The sequence below is a fragment of the Amycolatopsis jiangsuensis genome (genome assembly GCF_014204865.1).
In the GTDB taxonomy this organism is placed as follows: domain Bacteria; phylum Actinomycetota; class Actinomycetes; order Mycobacteriales; family Pseudonocardiaceae; genus Amycolatopsis; species Amycolatopsis jiangsuensis.
The window spans coordinates 4955091-4973242 of record NZ_JACHMG010000001.1; the positions used below are offsets into that span (position 1 = coordinate 4955091).

16 protein-coding genes and 1 pseudogene are annotated in these 18152 nt (G+C 71.0%); 8 read left to right on the forward strand and 9 right to left on the reverse strand.

Annotated features, from left to right (window positions below):
• The first annotated feature begins 68 nt into the window (after nt 1-68).
• Nucleotides 69-3152: an AfsR/SARP family transcriptional regulator gene (locus tag BJY18_RS22310; protein WP_184781803.1), complete on the forward strand. Its 3084-nt coding sequence runs from the start codon at nt 69-71 to the stop codon at nt 3150-3152.
• Between the two features lie 32 nt (nt 3153-3184).
• Nucleotides 3185-4390, forward strand: a pseudogene (gene lhgD / locus BJY18_RS22315) (L-2-hydroxyglutarate dehydrogenase); the annotation flags it as partial.
• Nucleotides 4391-4408: 18 nt separating this feature from the next.
• On the opposite strand, the gene BJY18_RS22320 reads toward lhgD, so the two are convergent.
• Entirely contained in the window at nt 4409-5416 is a 1008-nt protein-coding gene (locus BJY18_RS22320; RefSeq protein WP_184781805.1) for a DUF3558 family protein, read from the reverse strand.
• 72 nt (nt 5417-5488) lie between these two features.
• On the reverse strand, nt 5489-6757 hold the full coding sequence (gene serS / locus BJY18_RS22325) for a serine--tRNA ligase (RefSeq protein WP_184781806.1): 1269 nt from the start codon (nt 6755-6757) through the stop codon (nt 5489-5491).
• 164 nt (nt 6758-6921) lie between these two features.
• Here serS and BJY18_RS22330 point away from each other — a divergent pair, with 164 nt between their 5' ends.
• The gene (locus BJY18_RS22330; protein ID WP_184781807.1) at nt 6922-8202 is read left to right on the forward strand and encodes an aspartate aminotransferase family protein; all 1281 of its coding nucleotides are present in this window, start codon (nt 6922-6924) and stop codon (nt 8200-8202) included.
• Nucleotides 8203-8238: 36 nt separating this feature from the next.
• Here the strand turns inward: BJY18_RS22330 and BJY18_RS22335 are convergent, their stop codons facing one another.
• From BJY18_RS22335 to BJY18_RS22350, 4 genes are read right to left on the reverse strand one after another with little or no spacing between them, the layout of a single operon-like run.
• Nucleotides 8239-9153 (reverse strand): haloalkane dehalogenase, encoded by a 915-nt coding sequence (locus BJY18_RS22335; RefSeq protein WP_184781808.1) that lies wholly within the window; start codon nt 9151-9153, stop codon nt 8239-8241.
• Between the two features lie 37 nt (nt 9154-9190).
• Complete coding sequence (locus tag BJY18_RS22340; RefSeq protein WP_184781809.1) at nt 9191-9643, reverse strand: DUF350 domain-containing protein; 453 nt, start codon at nt 9641-9643, stop codon at nt 9191-9193.
• Between the two features lie 56 nt (nt 9644-9699).
• Entirely contained in the window at nt 9700-10866 is a 1167-nt protein-coding gene (locus tag BJY18_RS22345) for a glutathionylspermidine synthase family protein (RefSeq protein WP_184781810.1), read from the reverse strand.
• Nucleotides 10867-11475 (reverse strand): hypothetical protein, encoded by a 609-nt coding sequence (locus tag BJY18_RS22350; RefSeq protein WP_184781811.1) that lies wholly within the window; start codon nt 11473-11475, stop codon nt 10867-10869. It abuts the gene before it with no gap.
• A 94-nt stretch (nt 11476-11569) separates the two neighbouring features.
• Here BJY18_RS22350 and BJY18_RS22355 point away from each other — a divergent pair, with 94 nt between their 5' ends.
• From BJY18_RS22355 to BJY18_RS22370, 4 genes are all read left to right on the forward strand, one after another.
• A complete protein-coding gene (locus BJY18_RS22355) occupies nt 11570-12532 on the forward strand; it encodes a septum formation family protein (RefSeq protein ID WP_184781812.1) in 963 nt (320 codons plus the stop codon).
• A 1-nt stretch (nt 12533) separates the two neighbouring features.
• On the forward strand, nt 12534-12884 hold the full coding sequence (locus tag BJY18_RS22360; protein ID WP_184781813.1) for a metallopeptidase family protein: 351 nt from the start codon (nt 12534-12536) through the stop codon (nt 12882-12884).
• Between the two features lie 160 nt (nt 12885-13044).
• Nucleotides 13045-14244, forward strand: a complete 1200-nt coding sequence (locus BJY18_RS22365; RefSeq protein WP_184781814.1) for an MFS transporter — start codon at nt 13045-13047, stop codon at nt 14242-14244.
• A 78-nt stretch (nt 14245-14322) separates the two neighbouring features.
• Nucleotides 14323-14985, forward strand: coding sequence for a hypothetical protein (locus BJY18_RS22370; RefSeq protein ID WP_184781815.1), 663 nt, complete (start codon nt 14323-14325; stop codon nt 14983-14985).
• 31 nt (nt 14986-15016) lie between these two features.
• On the opposite strand, the gene BJY18_RS22375 is transcribed toward BJY18_RS22370, so the two are convergent.
• From BJY18_RS22375 to pheA, 3 genes are all read right to left on the reverse strand, one after another.
• Nucleotides 15017-15652, reverse strand: coding sequence for a DUF4232 domain-containing protein (locus tag BJY18_RS22375; protein ID WP_184781816.1), 636 nt, complete (start codon nt 15650-15652; stop codon nt 15017-15019).
• Between the two features lie 130 nt (nt 15653-15782).
• Nucleotides 15783-16406: a histidine phosphatase family protein gene (locus BJY18_RS22380; protein WP_184781817.1), complete on the reverse strand. Its 624-nt coding sequence runs from the start codon at nt 16404-16406 to the stop codon at nt 15783-15785.
• Nucleotides 16403-17308: a prephenate dehydratase gene (pheA, locus tag BJY18_RS22385; RefSeq protein WP_184781818.1), complete on the reverse strand. Its 906-nt coding sequence runs from the start codon at nt 17306-17308 to the stop codon at nt 16403-16405. The genes BJY18_RS22380 and pheA overlap by 4 nt, the downstream gene beginning before the upstream one ends.
• 98 nt (nt 17309-17406) lie before the next feature.
• Between pheA and BJY18_RS22390 the strand changes: the two genes are divergently transcribed.
• A complete protein-coding gene (locus tag BJY18_RS22390; RefSeq protein ID WP_184781819.1) occupies nt 17407-18030 on the forward strand; it encodes a macro domain-containing protein in 624 nt (207 codons plus the stop codon).
• The last annotated feature ends 122 nt before the right edge of the window (nt 18031-18152 follow it).

The window sequence follows — 18152 nt, forward strand, 5'->3', positions numbered from 1 at the left end:
ACCGACCAGGCCCGTGCCGGCCTCGTTCAGTGCCGTCCGGACACCTTCACGGCAATTAGGCTGTCCCCATGCGGATCGGGGTGCTGGGGGCGGTCACGACATGGGACGCCGCGGGCGCGCCGGTCGCCGTGGGCGGGGCCCGGGGGCGGACGCTGCTGGCCCTCCTCGCGGCGGAAGCGGGCCGGGTCGTGTCCGCGGATCGGCTCATCGACGGCCTGTACGGCCAGCACCCGCCGGACGGCGCGGCGAACGCGTTGCAGTCGCAGATCTCCCGGCTGCGCGGCGCGGTAGGGCTGCCGGTGGAATTCACCTCCGCGGGTTACCGCCTCGTGGTGGAGCCGGACGACGTCGACGCGCACCGGTTCGAACGCCTCGCCGGTGAAGCGCGCCGAGAGGCGGGTGATCCGGCGCGCGCGAGCGCGCTGCTCGGCGAGGCGCTGGCGTTGTGGCGTGGCCCGGCGTTCGCGGACGTTCCCGCGGCGGCCACCCACGCCACCAGGCTGGAAGAGCTGCGTGCCGAAGCCGCCGCCGACCGGGTCGACGCGGAGATCTCCCTCGGCCGCGCGCAGGACGTACTCGACGAGCTGCGCACGACCGTCGCCGAGGAACCGATGCGGGAGCGGCCGCGTGCCCAGCTGGTCCGCGCGCTGCACGCGGCCGGCCGCAACGCCGAAGCGCTCGCCGCGTTCGAGGACGCCCGCCGAGTTCTGGCCGACGAGCTGGGCGCCGATCCCGGCCAGGAGCTGGCCGAAGCCCACCTTGCGGTGCTGCGAGACGAGCCGGGCACCGCAGCCGCACCGTTGCCCGCGCAGCTGACCAGCTTCGTCGGCCGGGAGGGCGAGCTGCATCAGGTCGCCGATCTGCTCCGGCATGCGCGGCTGGTCACCCTGCTCGGTCCCGGCGGCGCAGGGAAGACCCGGCTGGCGGTGGAGGTCGCGGCGAACGCCGGGCCTTGCGCTTTCGTGGAGCTGGCGTCCCACGTCGCCGACGACGTCGAGGCGGCCGTGCTCGGCGCGCTCGGCCTTCGGCAGACCGCGTCCCCGCTGCGGGGCGCCGGCGGGCCGGAGCCGGTCGACCGGATCGTTTCGGCGTTGCGGGACCAGGCGATGGTGCTGGTACTGGACAACTGCGAGCACGTCGTGGCCACCGCGGCCGGGTTGGTCGCGCGGCTGCTGCCGGTCTGTCCGGGGCTACGGGTGCTGGCCACGAGCCGGGAACCCCTCGGCATCACCGGCGAGCAGCTCGCCCCGATCCCCCGGCTCACCGTGCCGCCGCCCGGCACGCCTGCGGCCGAGACGCTGGGCTACCCGGCGGTGCGACTCTTCGCCGACCGCGCGCGGGCGAGCGATCCGGCGTTCCGGGTGGACGAGCACACCGCCGGTGACGTCATCCGAATCTGCACCGCGCTCGACGGTCTGCCGCTCGCGCTGGAGCTGGCCGCTGCACGCGTACGCACACTGCCGGTCGCGGAGATCGCGGCCCGGCTCGACGACCGGTTCCGGCTGCTCGCCCGCGGCAGCCGTACCGCCCAGCCGCGGCATCGCTCGTTGCGCGGCGCGGTGGAGTGGAGCTGGGATCTGCTCGACGACGACGAACGCCGCCTCGCCCGGCGGCTCACTGTGTTTTCCGGCGGTGCGACGCTGGCGTACGCCGAGGAGGTCTGCGGGGTACCGGCCGAGCTGCTCCCGGAGCTGGCCGACAAGTCCCTCGTCGAGCATTCCGCCGGCCGGTACCGGATGCTGGAGACGATCCGGGCGTTCTGCGCCGAGAAACTGGCCGGGGCGGGGGAAACCGAGCAGCTGCGGCAGGCACACGCGCAGACGTTCCTGCGGCTGGCCGAGGAGGCCGATCCGAAGCTGCGCACCGCAGCGCAACTGGCGTGGCTCGACCGGCTCGACGCGGAGTACGACAACCTCGTGGCCGCGTTGCGCTGGGCGGCCACCGCGGACCTCCCCACCGCATTGCGGCTCGTCGCCGCGCTCACGCCGTACTGGTGGATGCGCGGGCGGCGTTACGAGAGTTCCGTGCTCTCCCTTGAGGTCCTGCGGCACTGCGGGACCGAACCACCGGAGGGCGAGCCGTTCCTGATGTGCCTGCTGGCCGCGACGGCCGGCCAACCCGGGCACGAAGCCGTCCGGCCTTACCGATCCTATGTGGACGGATACCTCGCGGACAGCGGCTGGGCGCCGGAACGGCCGATGATGCTGATGCTCTCAGCCGTGGTCCTCGGTCCACCGGAGGACGACGCGGTGCGGCTCGCGCAGACCCGGCTCGCGCAGCAGTCCGATCCGTGGCTCACCGCGCTCATCCCACTCGGCGACGGGCTGCGCGCGATGCTCACCGGAGATCTGGATGCCGCCGAGCGCGGACTACGCGAGGGCCAGGACCGCTACCGCGCGCTCGGTGAACGCTGGGGACTTTCGATGTCGCTGGACCATCTGTCGCAGGTACTCACCTGGCGTGGCCGGCACGAGGAAGCAGCCGCCGCGATGACCGAGTCGATGGCACTCATGCGGGAAATCGGCGCCACCGACGACTACGCCGACCTGCTCTGCCGTCGCGGCGACAGCCGTGTCTGGCGCGGCGACGTCGAAGGTGCCCGCGCGGATTACGAAGAAACCGTCGCGCTGGCACGGCGGACCGGGATGCCGGAAACCCGCGCCGCCGGATACGTCGGACTGGCCGGGCTGGCTCGCCGGGCGGGTGACCTCGCCGGAGCACGGGCACTCGCCGAACGCGCGCTGGCCGAATGCACCTCGGGTTCGTTCGCGGTCGCCCTGGTGCGGACAGCCGCGTCGGTCGCGCTGGCCTGGATCGCGGTGGCCGGACACCGGCCGGACGAGGCCCGCCGCCGAGTCCGGGACGCGGTGGAGACCGCATATTCTTGGCACGACAATTCGTTACTTGCCTCAGCGCTGGAAGCGGGCGCGGGAGTCGTGGCCGAGGAGGAGCGGTTCGCCGAGGCGGCAACGCTGCTCGGTGCGGCGGAAGCCCTGCGTGGCAGCGCGGTACCCGGGCAACCGGACGTCGCCCGGGTCGCCGAGGCCGCCGCGACGGCCCTGAGCAGCGGTTTCGCCGAAGCCCAGGCGGCAGGCCGGGAGCTGGGGCCGGATAAGGCGCTCGCCGAGGCCGGGCTGTCCGCGGCCCGGTAACCACGCGGTCGGGGACTACGCACGCCACGCCGGAGCGCGTACGCTTTCCTGCCGTGCGGAACGTCGTGGTGGTCGGTGGGGGAATCGTCGGGCTGGCCGTCGCCTGGGAGCTGTCGCAGCGCGGTCAGGACGTGACGGTGCTCGAAAAGGAGAACCGCTGGGCGGCGCACCAGACGGGGCACAATTCGAACGTGGTGCACGCCGGGCTGTACTACAAGCCGGGTTCGTTCAAGGCGCGGATGTCGGTGGCCGGCAATCGGTCCATTGTGGATTTTGCCAGGCAGTACGGGGTGCCGGTGCGGGTGTGCGGCAAGCTCGTGGTGGCCACCCGGGAGGCGGAGCTGCCCGCGCTGGAAACGCTGTCCGAGCGGGCGGAAGCCAATGGCGTGCCAGCGAAGCGGATCTCGCCGGCCGAGGCCCGCGAGTACGAGCCGGAGGTCTCCTGCGTCGCGGCGCTGCGCGTGGAGTCCACCGGGATCATCGACTTCCCCGCGGTGTGCACGACCCTGGTCCGGCTGCTCGACGAGGCCGACGCCGACCTGCGGCTGCGGACGCCGGTGCTCGGCATCCGCGCGGGCCGCGCCGGCGGGGTCGAGGTGGCCACCGGCACCGATGTGCTGCGGGCGGACGCGCTGGTCAACTGCGCGGGCCTGCAAGCCGACCGGGTGGCCGAGCTGGCCGGGCTCACCCCGTCAGCGCGGATCGTGCCGTTCCGCGGCGAGTACTACGAGCTCAAGTCCGAGCGGCGGAATCTGGTGCGCGGACTGGTCTATCCGGTACCGGATCCGGCGCTGCCGTTCCTCGGCGTGCACCTCACGCGCATGCTCGACGGCAGCGTGCACGCAGGCCCGAATGCCGTACTTGCCTTGCGCCGTGAGGGATATCGCTGGGCCGATGTGTCCATGAAGGACCTCGCGGACGTCGCCCGCTTCCCCGGTTCGTGGCGGCTGGCCCGCAAGTACGTCTACCCCACCGGTCTGGAAGAGGTGCTGCGGTCCTTCTCGAAGAAGCGATTCGCGGCCAGCCTCGCCCGGCTCGTCCCCGCGGTAACCGAAGACGACCTCGTCCGGCACGGCTCCGGCGTCCGAGCGCAAGCACTACGCCCGGACGGCTCACTGGTCGACGACTTCCTCATCGAATCCACCCGCGACCAGGTGCACGTACTGAACGCCCCCAGCCCGGCCGCCACCAGCGCACTGGAAATCGCCAAGCACGTGGCCGACCGGGTGTCCGCATAGCCGTCCTCAGTGGAGGATTCAGCCGGGTAAATTCCCGCTGACAAAGGGAATTCCGGCTTTGATCGCGTCACAGGACTTGTTCGGGTCGTCGAGGTTGCCGCTCACGAGCTGAATCGACGAGGTATCCGACACCGCCAGCCCGGCCGCGCAATTCACGCCGTCGGAATCGTTGAAGTTCGCGAACAGCGACCACTTCCGGCCACCCGCGTCGATCTGCTGCACCGGTGATACGTCCATGCCGGGCCAGCTGGTCATCGGCTGGCTGGGACCGAGCCACACCTCGAACGGCTTCTGCCCGCGGTCGCCGTCGTTGTCCTTCCACAGGCAGTAGGTGGCGCCGGGAACCGCGGTGGACTGGTCCTTCGCGCCCTGCGGTTCCACTGCCAGCTGCTGCGCCTGCTCCGGCTTCAGCAGCGTGCACGGGTCGAGCGAGGCCAGTGGTCCGGACGGTGGCGCGCTCGACGAGGCCGAAGGCGGCGTCAGCGAAGGTGCCGGCTGCCCGCCCGGCAGATGCGACGCGACCTGCGGCGCGGTCGTCTTGGCCAGCTCACAGGCCTTCGCGTCGTCCGGATAGGACACACTGACGAACGCGAACGACTTGCGGCCGAGGGTGGTGTAGAGATCGCAGCTGCCCTCGATCAACGACGCGTAGCGCGTCCAGGAAAGCCCGCCGAGCTGGGCAGGCGAATCCTTCTGGAGGGCACCCTGGAGGTAGTCGTCGAGCGACAGGTCGACCGACCGGCCGACGGACATGACGATCAGCTCGCCGCCCTCGTCGTCGCGGTTCCACAGGCACATCGCCGGCGCGCGCTGTTCCTTGCTCGCCTTGACCGACCGGCCCCCGCCCTCGTAACCGAGCCCCGCCAACTGCTGCGCGTCGAGCAGCGAACACGCGTCGACCGCCTGCGCGACCGGCCCCTGCCCGGGCACGGAAGCGGCCACACCCCGCACCCGCTCGGTGCACCCGGCGAGCAAGAGCACCACCCCGGCGACCACCGCGGCGAGCCGCACTCGGTTGAACCCCATCGTCGTCCTCCTCGGCCCGCACCCTACTGACCGCGCGAGCCCCGCACCCGCGGAACGAGGAGGAACCCCGGATCAGCGTTTGACCGGCTCCAGCACCTCGAGCCCGCCGAGGAACGGCCGCAGCGCCTCCGGCACCCGCACCGAACCGTCCGGCTGCTGGTGGTTCTCCACGATCGCCACGATCCAGCGGGTGGTGGCGAGCGTGCCGTTGAGGGTCGCGGCGATCTGCGGTTTGCCGTTGTCGTCGCGGTAGCGCACCGAGAGCCTGCGGGCCTGGAAGGTGGTGCAGTTGGACGTCGAGGTCAGCTCGCGGTAGGTCTCCTGCGTGGGCACCCAGGCTTCGCAGTCGAACTTGCGGTAGGCGGACGTGCCGAGGTCGCCGGTCGCGGTATCGATCACCCGGTAGGGCACCTCGATCGCGGCGAGCATCTCCTCTTCCCAGCCGAGCAGCCGCTCGTGCTCGGCCGCCGCCTCGTCCGGCTTCGCGTAGACGAACATCTCGATCTTGTCGAACTGGTGCACGCGGATGATGCCGCGGGTGTCCTTGCCGTACGAGCCTGCCTCGCGGCGGAAGCACGACGACCAGCCGGCGTACCGGCGCGCACCGGCGCCGAGGTCGAGGATCTCGTCGGAGTGGAAGCCCGCCAGCGGCACCTCCGACGTGCCCACGAGGTACAGGTCGTCGTCCCGCAGGCGGTAGACCTCCGACGAGTGCGCGCCCAGGAAACCGGTGCCTGCCATGATCTCCGGGCGCACCAGCGACGGCGTGATCATCGGCGTGAAACCGTTCGCCATCGCCTTCGCCATGGCCATGTTCAGCAGCCCGAGCTGCAGCTGCGCACCCACCCCGGTGAGGAAGTAGAACCGCGAGCCGGACACCTTCGCGCCCCGCTCCATGTCCACCGCGCTCAGTCCCTCGAGCAGCTCCAGGTGATCGCGCGGGGTGAAGTCGAACGGCCGCGGCTGCCCGACCGTCTTGAGCACGGTGAAGTCGTCCTCGCCGCCGACCGGTGCGTCCGGGTGCACCAGGTTGGGCACGGTGCGGAACAGCTGGTCGAACTCCTCCGACGCCTCGGCCTGCTCCACCTCGGCGGCCTTGACCTGCGCGGACAGGTCCTTCGCCCGGGTCAGCAACGCGGGCTTGTCCTCCGCCGAGGCCTTCGGCACCTGCTTGCTCACGGACTTCTGCTCGGCCCGCAACCGATCGGCGTTCGCGATCGCGGAACGGCGGCGCGTGTCGAGACCGAGGAGCTTGTCGACCGCCCCCTCGTCCTCGCCACGGGCACGCTGCGACGCGCGCACGGCTTCCGGGTCTTCACGCAGAGTCCTGGGGTCAATCACCCGCAAAAGGGTAGTCGCAGGCCGGACACCAGCTCGACTCGGTTTCCCGTACACGTATCCCGTACACACTGTGCGGCCGGCCGCGGACTACCCGACAGTCTGATCGTTGTCGCCCGATTCCCACGCTCCGCATACTCGCCAGGACCCCGAGCGAGGAGAACGCCATGACCGACGACCTGCTCAAGCGCCATCGCGCAGTGCTCCCGTCCTGGATGTCACTGCTCTACGACGAGCCGATCGAGATCGTGCACGCGCAGGACCGCCGGATCACCGACTCCCAAGGCCGCACCTACCTCGACTTCTTCGCCGGTGTGCTGACCAACTCGATGGGCTACGACGTCGCCGAGATCAGCGACGCGGTGCGCAAGCAGCTCGACACCGGCGTGCTGCACACGTCCACGCTCTACCTGATCCGCTCGCAGGTCGAGCTGGCCGAGAAGATCGCGCAGCGCTCCGGCATCCCGGACGCCAAGGTGTTCTTCACCAACTCCGGCAGCGAGGCCAACGACACCGCGCTGATGCTCGCCACCCAGTACCGGCGCAGCAACCAGGTGCTGGCCATGCGCAACTCCTACCACGGCCGCTCGTTCGGCACGGTCGCGATCACCGGCAACCGCGGCTGGTCGGCGTCCGCGCTGAGCCCGGTCAAGGTCAACTACGTGCACGGCGGTTACCGCTATCGCAGTCCGTTCCGCGACCTGTCCGACGCGGCCTACATCGACGCCTGCGTGGCCGATCTGGTGGACGTGCTGGACATCGCGACCGCGGGCGACGTCGCCTGCCTCATCGCCGAGCCGATCCAGGGGGTCGGCGGCTTCAGTATGGCGCCGGACGGACTGTTCAAGGCGATGAAGGAGGTCCTCGACTCCTACGGCATTCTCTTCGTCTCCGACGAGGTGCAGACCGGCTGGGGCCGCACCGGCGAGCACTTCTGGGGCATCCAGGCGCACGACGTGATGCCGGACATGATGACCTTCGCCAAGGGGCTGGGCAACGGCCTGACCGTCGGCGGAGTGGTCGCCCGCGGCGACGTGCTGGACTGCTTCCAGGCGGAGTCGTTCTCGACCTTCGGCGGCAACCCGGTCTCCATGCAGGGCGCACTGGCCGTGCTCGACTACATCGACGACCACGACCTGCAGGCCAACTGCGCCGCCCGCGGCGACCAGCTGATCAACGGCCTGCGCGCGGCGGGGCACCCGCTCGTCGGCGAGGTACGCGGCAAGGGCCTGATGATCGGCGTCGAACTGGTCGAACCGGGTACGACCACCCCTAACGTCCGCGCCGCGAAGCAGATGCTGGAGGAGACGAGGAAACGCGGCCTGCTGATCGGGAAGGGCGGGCTGCACAAGAACGTGCTGCGTATCGGTCCCCCGATGACCCTGACCGAATCCGAGGCCGACGAAGGCCTGCGGATCCTGCTCGACTCCCTGGCCGCCGTCTCCTGACGCTCGCCCGCCACGCCCCGTCCGCGCAGGGCGGGGTCAGCGGCGGACGAAGCGGGCCACGTGCTCGGCCAGCACCTCGCCCGCGTCCTCCTGCAGGAAGTGTCCCGCGCCTTCGATGGTCGGATGGTCCAGACCGGCGGCCCCCTTCATCCTGCGCTGCAAGATCGGGCCCATCGCGCCGGTGATCGGATCGCCGTCGGAGAACGCGCACAGCAGGGGGACGTCCAGATCGGTCAACGTCCGCCAGGCGGCCCGGTTCGCTTCCGAGGCCGGGTCGTCCGGGCGGGTCGGCACCAGGCCGGGCATCGCGCGCGGACCCGCCTTGTACATCTCGTTCGGGAACGGGGCGTCGTAGGCGGCCCTGACCTCCTCGGACAGCTCGGTGCGGCAGCCGGCCTGCACCGAGCGGCCGACGTCGAGCACCTGCGCGTTCTCCACCGTCTCGCGGAACTTGTGCCAGACCGCGGGCATGTCCGTGTCCCCGGTGGGCAGTCCGGTGTTGGCCGCGACCACGCCGGCGAACCGGCCGGGATGCTCGGCCACCAGGCGCAGCCCGAGCAGCCCGCCCCAGTCCTGCCCGACCAGGGTCACGTTCTGCAGGTCCAGGTCGTCGAACGCGAACCGCCGCACCCATTCCACGTGCCGCGCGTAGCTGTGGTCGACGATCTCGGCAGGCTTGTCCGACCGGCCGAACCCGACGAGGTCCGGGGCGATCGCCCGCAGCCCGGCGTCCGCCAGCACCGGCAGCATCCTGCGGTACAGGTAGGACCAGCTGGGCTCGCCGTGCAGCAGCAGCACCGGCGGCCCGTCCACCGGGCCGGCCTCGACGTACCCGACCCGGATCAGGCCGCCGTGGGGGTCGGCGAGATCCGTGTACTTCGGAGCGAAGGCGAAATCGGGCAGGTCCGCGAACCGGTCTTCCGGCGTCCTGAGCAGTCGCACAAGACCCACGTTAGTGGGACGATCCGCCCGCGGCAGTGTGCGGAAGTCACGAAATCGCCACGGCCACCACGAGGCCGAGGCCCAGGTGCGCGGCGGCGACCACGACGCTCGCCGGGGCGAACTTCTCGCTCTCGATGGTCGAGCCGACGTCGATGCGGGTCGCCCACTCCAGCAGCCGTACCGCGAGCACCTGCACGATCACCCCGATCAGGCCGTAGACCAGCGAGGTGATCAGGCCCTCGGTGAGATCGCTCGCCGAGTTGAAGATCGCCACCACCACGATGAACGCCATCGACAGCAGTCCGGACGCGGTCACGATCACCGCGTTCGGCAGACCGCGGGTGACCAGCTTCGACAGCTTCCCCGGCGTGGTGAAGTCGATCGCGTAGAACCCGGCGAACATCAACAGCAGGCCGACCACGCCGTACAGCAGGATCGCGCCGATCCCCCGCACGAGGTCGGTGCCGAACGTGTCGGACAACGCAAGAGTCGAGGTCACCGGGTGCTCCCTGCACGATCAGCGCGAAACGCATGAATCAGACAGGCAGCGTTGTATCACGACTCGCGGATCCGGTGGGGGACGAACGCCGCGCCGTCGTCGGTGACCAGCCCGCTGGTCTCCCGGATGCCGAGCCCGGCCGAGGAGTCGCCGACGATCCAGGCACCCAGCGCGGGGCGGTAGCCGTCGAACTCCGGCAGCGGGTCGAACGCCTGGTAGACGAACCCCTCGGCGCCGTAGACGCCGTCGGTCTGGGTCTCGTAGCCGGTGGCCACGATCTGCACGTTCGCGCCCTCGCGGCCCAGCTTCGGCTTGCGCACGTACTCGGTGAGCAGGCCGGGGTCGTCGGTGAACGCGGGCAGCAGGTTCGGGTGCCCGGGGTAGTTCTCCCACAGCACCGCGAGCAGCGCCTTGTTCGACAGCAGCATCTTCCACAGCGGCTCGACCCACAGCGTGCGCGGCATGGTCTCCACCGCGAAGCGGCCGAACTCCTCGTCGACCACCCATTCCCACGGGTACAGCTTCACGACCGTGGCCATCTGCGCTTCTTCGAGATCCACGAAGCGCTTGAGCACCGGATCCCAGCCGATCTCCTCGATCGACAGGCCCACCGTGTCGAGCCCGGCCTCGGCCGCGGTCTCCTGCAGGTACGCGGTGGTCACGTGGTCCTCACCGGAGGGGTCGGCCGAGGACCAGGTGAAGTGCAGCTCCTTCGACGGCAGCTTCTCGCCGATCTCGCCCCAGCGCTCCACCAGCTTCTCGTGCACCGAGTTCCACTGGTCGTCGTCCGGGAACACCTCGGTCTTCCAGTGCCACTGCACCACCGACGCCTCGAGCAGCGTGGTCGGCGTGTCCGCGTTGTACTCCAGCAGCTTGGCCGGCGACTTGCCGTCGTAACGCAGGTCGAACCGGCCGTACACGTGCGGGTCCTGCCGCTTCCACGATTCGGCGATGTGCGGCCACACCCACTCCGGGATGCCGAAGCGCCGGTAACCCTCGGTGGTCACGACGTTGTCGACGGCCTCCAGGCACATCGAGTGCAGCAGCTCGACGTCGGCCTCGATGGACAGCACCTCGTCCATGTCGAAGACGTAGTGCACCGACTCGTCCCAGTACGGCCGGGCCTTCCCTGCTCCGTCGCGGGCCGGGGTGCCGTACACCAGGCCCTGCTCCTCGACGGTCCGCTGCCAGTCCCGGCGCGGCTGCTTGCGGTCCCGGTACACCTACGAGCCCCCGCTCTTGCCGGTCCCGCCGATGCCACCGGACTTGCCGCTGATGCCGAACCCGCCGCGCTGCACGCTGGTGCCGGACTTGGTCGAGACGTTGGTGTTGCCCGACGGTGCGGTGAAGCTGCCGCCGGACACGCGCTGGCCGACCGTGCCGGTGCCGCCATAGTTGTAGCGGTACTGCGAGAAGCCACCGCCGGGCAGCGGGATGAACCAGAACCCGCCACTGTAGTGCCCACCGTGGCTGGCGGCGTAGCTCTCGTCGCAGTACTGGTCGTTCTGCACGACCCCGCTGGCATCGGTGCAGACCGCGGTGGTCTCGGTCGGTTTGGCCACCGTGTAGTAGGTGGAGATGAGTCCGGCCAGCCCGACCGTGACACCGCCGCCGATCAGGACCTTGCGCTTGGTGTCGGCCTTCCGCTGCGCGACCGCGCGGGCCGCGGCGGCCTCCTGCTCCTCGCGCTCGCGGTCGGCCAGCGCCTGCCTGCGGGCGCGCTGCTCGGCCAGCGAGGGCTCACGAGGCTGCGTGTTCCCGTCCTGGAAGCGCATCGAGCCCCGCTCCTGAGGCTGCTGAGGCTGCTCCCCGGTGTTGTCGTCCTGCGTCATGTGCGCTCCGTAATCCCCCGGCACGGTGAAACCACCTCCACAGTAGCCACCCGCCACACGCAAGGCTCACGCGGCGCGGGCATCATGGGTACCGATGTCCCGAGGTGCCGAGCGGTTCCCTCCGCAGATGAAGACCCTGACCACCCGCGTGGTGATGGCCGGGGTGTTCCTTGGTGCCATCATCGCGCTCGCGCTGAGCGTCACGTTCTCCTGGACCTCGGCGCTGGCAGGCGGCGAGGAGGGCGAGCTCAACGAGGCCGCTCAGCAGGCCTTCCACTCCCCGCCCGGCAGCTGCCTGACCTGGAGTGCCGCCGACGCCTCGGACGCGCACGTGGTGCCGTGCACGCGACCGCACCTGTTCGAGGTCACCGGCAGCGTCGACATCGGTGCCCAGTTCACCGAGGACGCGCCGTTCCCGAGCCTGGACCAGTGGCAGCAGATCGCCCAGCAGAAGTGCAACAGCGACGTGCGGCCCTACCTCGGTCACGCGCTCGACCCGTACGGCAAGCTCACCACCAACCTGCTGCGCCCGGCCGCCGCGCAGTGGGCCGACGGCGATCGCCAGCTGCGCTGCGGGCTGCAGTGGGCCGGTCCCGGCGGCACACTGCAGCCGACCACCGGCGCCGCCAAGGACCAGGACCAGTCGCCGGTGTGGGAGCCGGGAACCTGTCTCGCGCTGGCCGGCAAGGGCGTCGGCGACCCGGTCGGCTGCGGTCGTCCGCACTCCTACGAGATCATCGCGACGCTCGACCTGGCCGGCGAGTTCAAGGACGGCTACCCGAAGCAGGACGACCAGAAGTCCTGGCTGGACACCGAGTGCACGAAAGCCGCCAAGGACTACACCGGCGGCGCCGACCTCGGCGAGAAGAAGCTGACCCTCGGCTGGGACGTGCGGGAGCAGGAGAGCTGGGACGCCGGTTCCACCAAGGTCAACTGCAAGGTCGCGGCCACCCTGTCCGACGGCAGCGGTTTCCAGGCCGTGACCGGCAGTGTGAAGGCCCAGTCCACGCCCGCCTCGTCGCAGAGCGCGCCGCCGAGCTCCACCGGGAACCGCTGACGTGCCGGTCGAGATGACCCTTGCGCGGTTCGAGGAGCTGGTCTCCCAGGCACTGGACCAGGTCCCTGCCGAGTTCGCGGCCGCGATGGACAACGTCGTGGTGCTGGTCGAGGAGCACAACGACGAGGCCCCGGACATCCTCGGGCTCTACCACGGCATCGCGCTGACCGAGCGCACCAGCGACTACGGCGGCGTGCTGCCGGACCGGATCTCCATCTACCGCGGGCCGCTGCTGGCCATGTGCGAGGACGAGGACGAGGTCGTCGAGGAAGTGCTGATCACCGTGGTGCACGAGCTCGGCCACCACTTCGGCCTGGACGACGAGCGGCTGCACGAACTCGGCTGGGGCTGACCCGGGCTGCGGAAACCCCCGCCGCTTCCGCCGTCGCCTGCTGTTCCCTTCGCCGCGTCCCGAAATCCACTGCGGAATAACCAGAAGTCACCAAACGATCACCCTGCGCCGCCCCGCCCTCTAAACTCGAGGTCACAGCACTACGGCGGGGAGGTGACCAGTGGCGCACGCGCGGACCGACGGCCGCTTCCGCTGGCTGATCGCCTCCAGTGCCACCTCCAACCTCGGCGACGGCATCGGCAAGGTCGCGTTCCCGCTGCTGGCCACCACCCTCACCCGCGATCCGGTGCAGATCGCCGCGCTGTCCGCGGTGCAGTTCCTGCCGTGGCTGCTGTTCGCGGTGCTGGCCGGCACGCTCGTGGACCGGGTCGACCGCAAGAAGGCGATGATCGTCGCGAACGCGGCGCGAGCCGCCGTGGTCGCCGCGATCACCGTGCTCGTCGCCGTGTCCGCGGTGGACATCTGGACGATCTACGTCGCCGCGCTGCTCATCGGCACCGCGGAGACGGTGGCGGACAGCGCGGCGAACGTGCTGCCGCCCGCGCTCGTCCCGGAGGACCGGCTGGAGAGTGCGAACAGCAAGCTCCAGGCCTGCGAGATCGTCGGGCAGACCTTTCTCGGCGGACCGGTCGGCAGCACCACGTTCGCGCTGTTCGCGGCGTTCCCGTTCCTGCTGACCTCGGCCGGTTTCGCGGTCGCCGCCGCGGTGTTGCTCGGCCTGGCCGGCAGTTACCGGCCGCGAGCGGAGGACAACACCCGCGTCCGCGCCGACTTCGCCGAGGGCGTCCGCTGGCTGCGCGGCAATCCGCTGCTGCTGCGCCTGCTCGCGGTGGCCGGCCTGCTGAGCCTGGCCAGCGAACTCGCCCAGGCGCAGCTGGTGCTGTACGCGCTGGAGGACCTGCGGCTGTCCGAGGCCACGTTCGGGCTGTTCGCGTTCGTGGGCGGAATCGGCGGGCTCGCCGGCGCCGCGCTGACCCCGCGGCTCGTCCGGTTCACCGGGCGAAGGCCGGTGCTGGTCGGCGGGGTGCTGTGCTGCGCGCTCGGGTTCGGCGGGATGGGGCTGGTTCGGCAACCGGTGGCCTCGGCCGTGCTGTTCGGCCTGTTCGCGGCCGCGGTGGTGGCGGTGAACGTGGTGCTCGCCACCGCGCGGCACACACTGGTGCCCAGTGAACTGCTCGGCCGCGTGCTCGGCGTCTGGCGCACCGCAGTGTGGGGAGCCATCCCGGTCGGCGCACTGCTCGGCGGCCTGCTCACGGAACTGCTCGGCTCGCCGAGCCGCACGTTCACCGCGTCCGGAGTGCTGCTACTGGCCGTGACCGGCTACGCGGCGTTCGCCCTACGCAACCACCCACTTCGGTGACGAATCGGCCTCAGCCAGGCACGGAGGGGCGGTTTCGGTGCTGGAATGACACCTCGCCCCGCCCGCCGGAGGACCGTCATGCCCACCCCCGACCCCGCATCACTACCGAACGGCGACCAGACCGCCGGTGAGCAGAGCAGCGGTGAGCAGACTCGCGGTGGCTGGACCGGTGACACCGGCGGCGGAAAGAGCAGCAGTCACCAGGTCGGCAGCGACTGGAGCAACACGGACCACAGCGAGCAAACCCGCACGGGCCGGCCCGGCGATGACACCAGCGGCGACCACACCGCCGCTGAACAGGCCGCCGCCGCTCAGACCGACCGCACCACCGCTCCGTCCCGCTCGGTACCCACCTCCCGCCGCCCGCTGGTGTTCGCCGCGGTCGCGGGCTTCGTGCTCGGCGTGTGCGTGGTCGGGTTGCTCTGGACGCTATCCGGCCAGCGTGGCGGCGCCGACGAGGACGCGGCCGCGGCGTGCGACGCCTTTTCCCGGGCGGGACGGCTGCCGGACACCACGGGCGGCTACGACGCGGCCCAGTTCACCCGCCTGGCCGACGACGCGGTCGACCGGGTCGCGGGCGCGACGGCGCTGGCCAAGGCTGCGGCCGCGTTCAACGACACCTACCAGCCGCTCGCGCGGAGCCTGGAGAACGTGAACCGCATGGTGCTGCGCAGCCGGTTCGACGATCGTGTCGCCCAGGCCGACGTGATCCGCGTGCAGCAGCTCTGCGCGCGCGGCTGACCACCCGCGGGCAGGACTCCTGGACCCGCACTCAGGCGCGGTGCACCGTCTTCACACTGAGCTGGTGGCCCGGGACCTGCTTGCCGGCACAGCCGGTGCCCGGATCCTCGACGAACTTCGCCGCGGTTTCCTGCGGCAGGTAGATCCGCAGCCCCTTCACGTCGGTCGGCTGACAGGCACTCGGGTCGAAGTTGTTCACCTGGGCGAACTGGATGTCCGCGGCCGCCGACTGCCCGGGTTCGAGCTTGATCACCGGCCCCTTGCCGCCCACGCGGACCGCGTCCTCGCCGACCTGGTCCCCGCCGGAGCCGCCGACGTAGGACACCCCGGGATAGCCCTGGATCGTGCAGGTCTTGCCGCTGGAGTTCTTGATCAGCAGCGGACGGTAGGTCGATCCCGCGCCGGCGTCGCCCTTGCCGAGCGACAGCGTGACGTCGGCCGCCTTGCACAGCCCGTTTCCCGCCGGCGGTGCGGGACTCTCCGATTCGCCGGACGAACTCGCGGGCGCGGACGTGGCCGAACTGGCCGGTGACGTCTCGGAAGCGCTACTGCTGGTCGCCGGCGGGCTGCTGGCGGCCGGTGGGGTGCCGTTGCCGCACGCGGAGAGCAGCAGCGCGCCGGACACGCCCGCCGCGGCCATCACGACCTTGGTCTTCGTGCTTGCCATCTCACTCGCCTCGCAGTGCAGGGGTAGCAATCCTTGGTGAAGCTACCCAGAAGACGTGCGAAGCACCGACCGGGTTGCGGCCTGTCCGGCCAATTCCCCACATCGTGGCCTCGTCAGCGGCCAAGCCGGTTCACGAGGGAGGCAGGACGGTGTCGACCCAGCGCAGGCATCGCCAGCCGTCCGGTTCGGCCAGCAGTTCGACCGACGCGGTGTTCGGGATGAGCGCGGCGGCGGCCAGTTCGGGAGGCACGTTCGGCGCCAGCCATTCGCCGGCGAGCCGGATCGCGCCGCCGTGGCTGACCAGCACGACCGCGCCGTCCGGATCGATCTCCTCGTGCTTGGCCCGCAGTTCGGTGACCGCCCGCAGCATCCGTTCGCGCACCTGCGCGCCGGTCTCCCCGCCGGGGATCGCCACGTCGAGCGCGCCCTGGGTCCATTCGGCCACCGCCCGCAGGTAGACCTCGATCGACGCCCGGTCGGACCGGTTCTCCAGCTCCCCGGCGTCGACCTCCTTGACCCCGTCGATCACCTGCACCTCGAAGCCGAACGCCTCGGCCAGCGGCGCCGCGGTCTGCTGCGCACGGATGGCCTGCGAGGCGTAGACCGCGACGATCGGTTCGGACGACAGCCGCTGCGCGAGCGCCTTCGCCTGCTGCTGGCCGAGTTCGGTGAGCGGCGGACCGGGCAGCGCGGTGTCCAGCGCGCCGCGCACGTTGCCCTCAGTCTGGCCGTGGCGGACCAACAGGATCCTCACGCGTCTTCTCCCTTCAGCACCGCGTCGACCCAGGCCCGCGCATCGAGGAAGTCCTGGTTGCCGGCGCCCGGTTCGATCGTGGCGGGCAGCTGGTCCGCACGCGGGTGCGACCCGAGGAACCGCAGGTGGCAGCGTCGACGCAGGGCGGTCAGCGCGTCCGCGATGCGTGGTTCGGCGAGGTGGCCCTCGAAGTCGATGAAGAACCGGTACTCGCCGAAGCTGTCGCGGACCGGACGGGCGTCGAGGCGGGTCAGGTTGATCGCGCGGCCGGCCAGTTCGGACAGCAGCTGGGCCAGCGTGCCGGTGCGGTTCTCCGCCGCGGCGACGATCGACGTGCGGTCGGCGCCGGTCGGCTCCGGCAGCTCACCGGGGCGGCGGACCAACAGGAACCGGGTCTGCGCGTCCCCGACGTCGGCGATCCCGGTGGCCAACTCCTCCAGCGGGTAGTGCTCGATCGCCACCGGGGCGGACACCGCGGCGTCGTAGGTGCCCTCCACCACCCCGACCGCGGCGGCCGCGGTGGACGACGCAGCGACCGCGGTGGCGTGCGGCAGGTTCGCCTCAAGCCATTCGCGGACCTGTGCGAGCGCGTGCGGGTGGCTGGCCACGGTGCGGATCTCGGTGGCACCGGCCCGGGCGAGGACGCTGAACCGGATGGGCAGGACGGCCTCGGCCACCGCGACCAGCGCCGAGCCGCCGCCGAGCCCGTCGAGGGTGGCCGGCACCACGCCTTCCACCGAGTTCTCGATGGGGATGCACGCGCCGTCCGCGGCGCCGTCCCGCACCGCGTCCAGCGCGAGCCGGATGGTCTCGTAGGGAGTGAGGTCCTCGCCCGGCGCGAGCGCACGGGCGGCCTGTTCGGTGAACGTGCCCTCGGGGCCGAAATACGCGATCCGCAACACGGACGTCAGGCTACTGATCGCCTACGTGGCGGGTTTCACTCGGACAGCCGGTACCGAAACCGGTTACGCCGGGTGGCGTTTTTTGCCATGCTGGACGCGTGACCGCCGAATCGGGCACACACACCGGGCGCGGTGCGGACGTTTCGCCGGGTTCGCCCCGGACGCCGGAACTGGTGTTGTGCGCCGTCGATGAACCACTCGCCACGGCATGGGCCGCCGTGGTGGCCGACCTTGCCGGCCCGGTGCGGGTGCACCGCGGATCGGTGCTCGACGTCGTCGCGCAGGCCGTGGTCAGCCCGGCCAATTCCTACGGCTGGATGCGTGGCGGGATCGATGCGGTGTACGCCCGCGCGTTCCCCGGCATCGAGCAGAGCGTGCGCAGTGCGGTGCTCGCCTCCTACGGCGGTGAGCTGCCGATCGGCGAGTCAGTGATCGTGGAGACCGGCGAGGCCGAGCCGGCGTGGCTGATCAGCGCGCCGACCATGCGGGAGCCGGGCGAGCGGCTGCCGGCCGACACCGTGCACCCCTACCTCGCCGCGCGTGCGGTGTTCCTGCAGTGGCGCGAGGGCAAGCTGGAGCAGGGGCTGGTACGCGAGGCCGTGGACACCATCGCGATGCCGGGGCTCGGCACCGGCGTCGGCGGTGTCGAGCCGGCGACCTGCGCCCGGCAGCTGGCCGCGGCGTGGCAGGAGGTTTTCGGCCGAAACGGTCACAGCCGGTGAGCGTTGCCGGCTCTGTTGCCGGCGCTGCCCGCCTCGCGTGCAACACATCACAGCGCGTTCACGAGCGGTAAGCCCTACCGTTGGACCCGCGTTACGCAAGCTGTACGGAGCCAGCGCAGGCG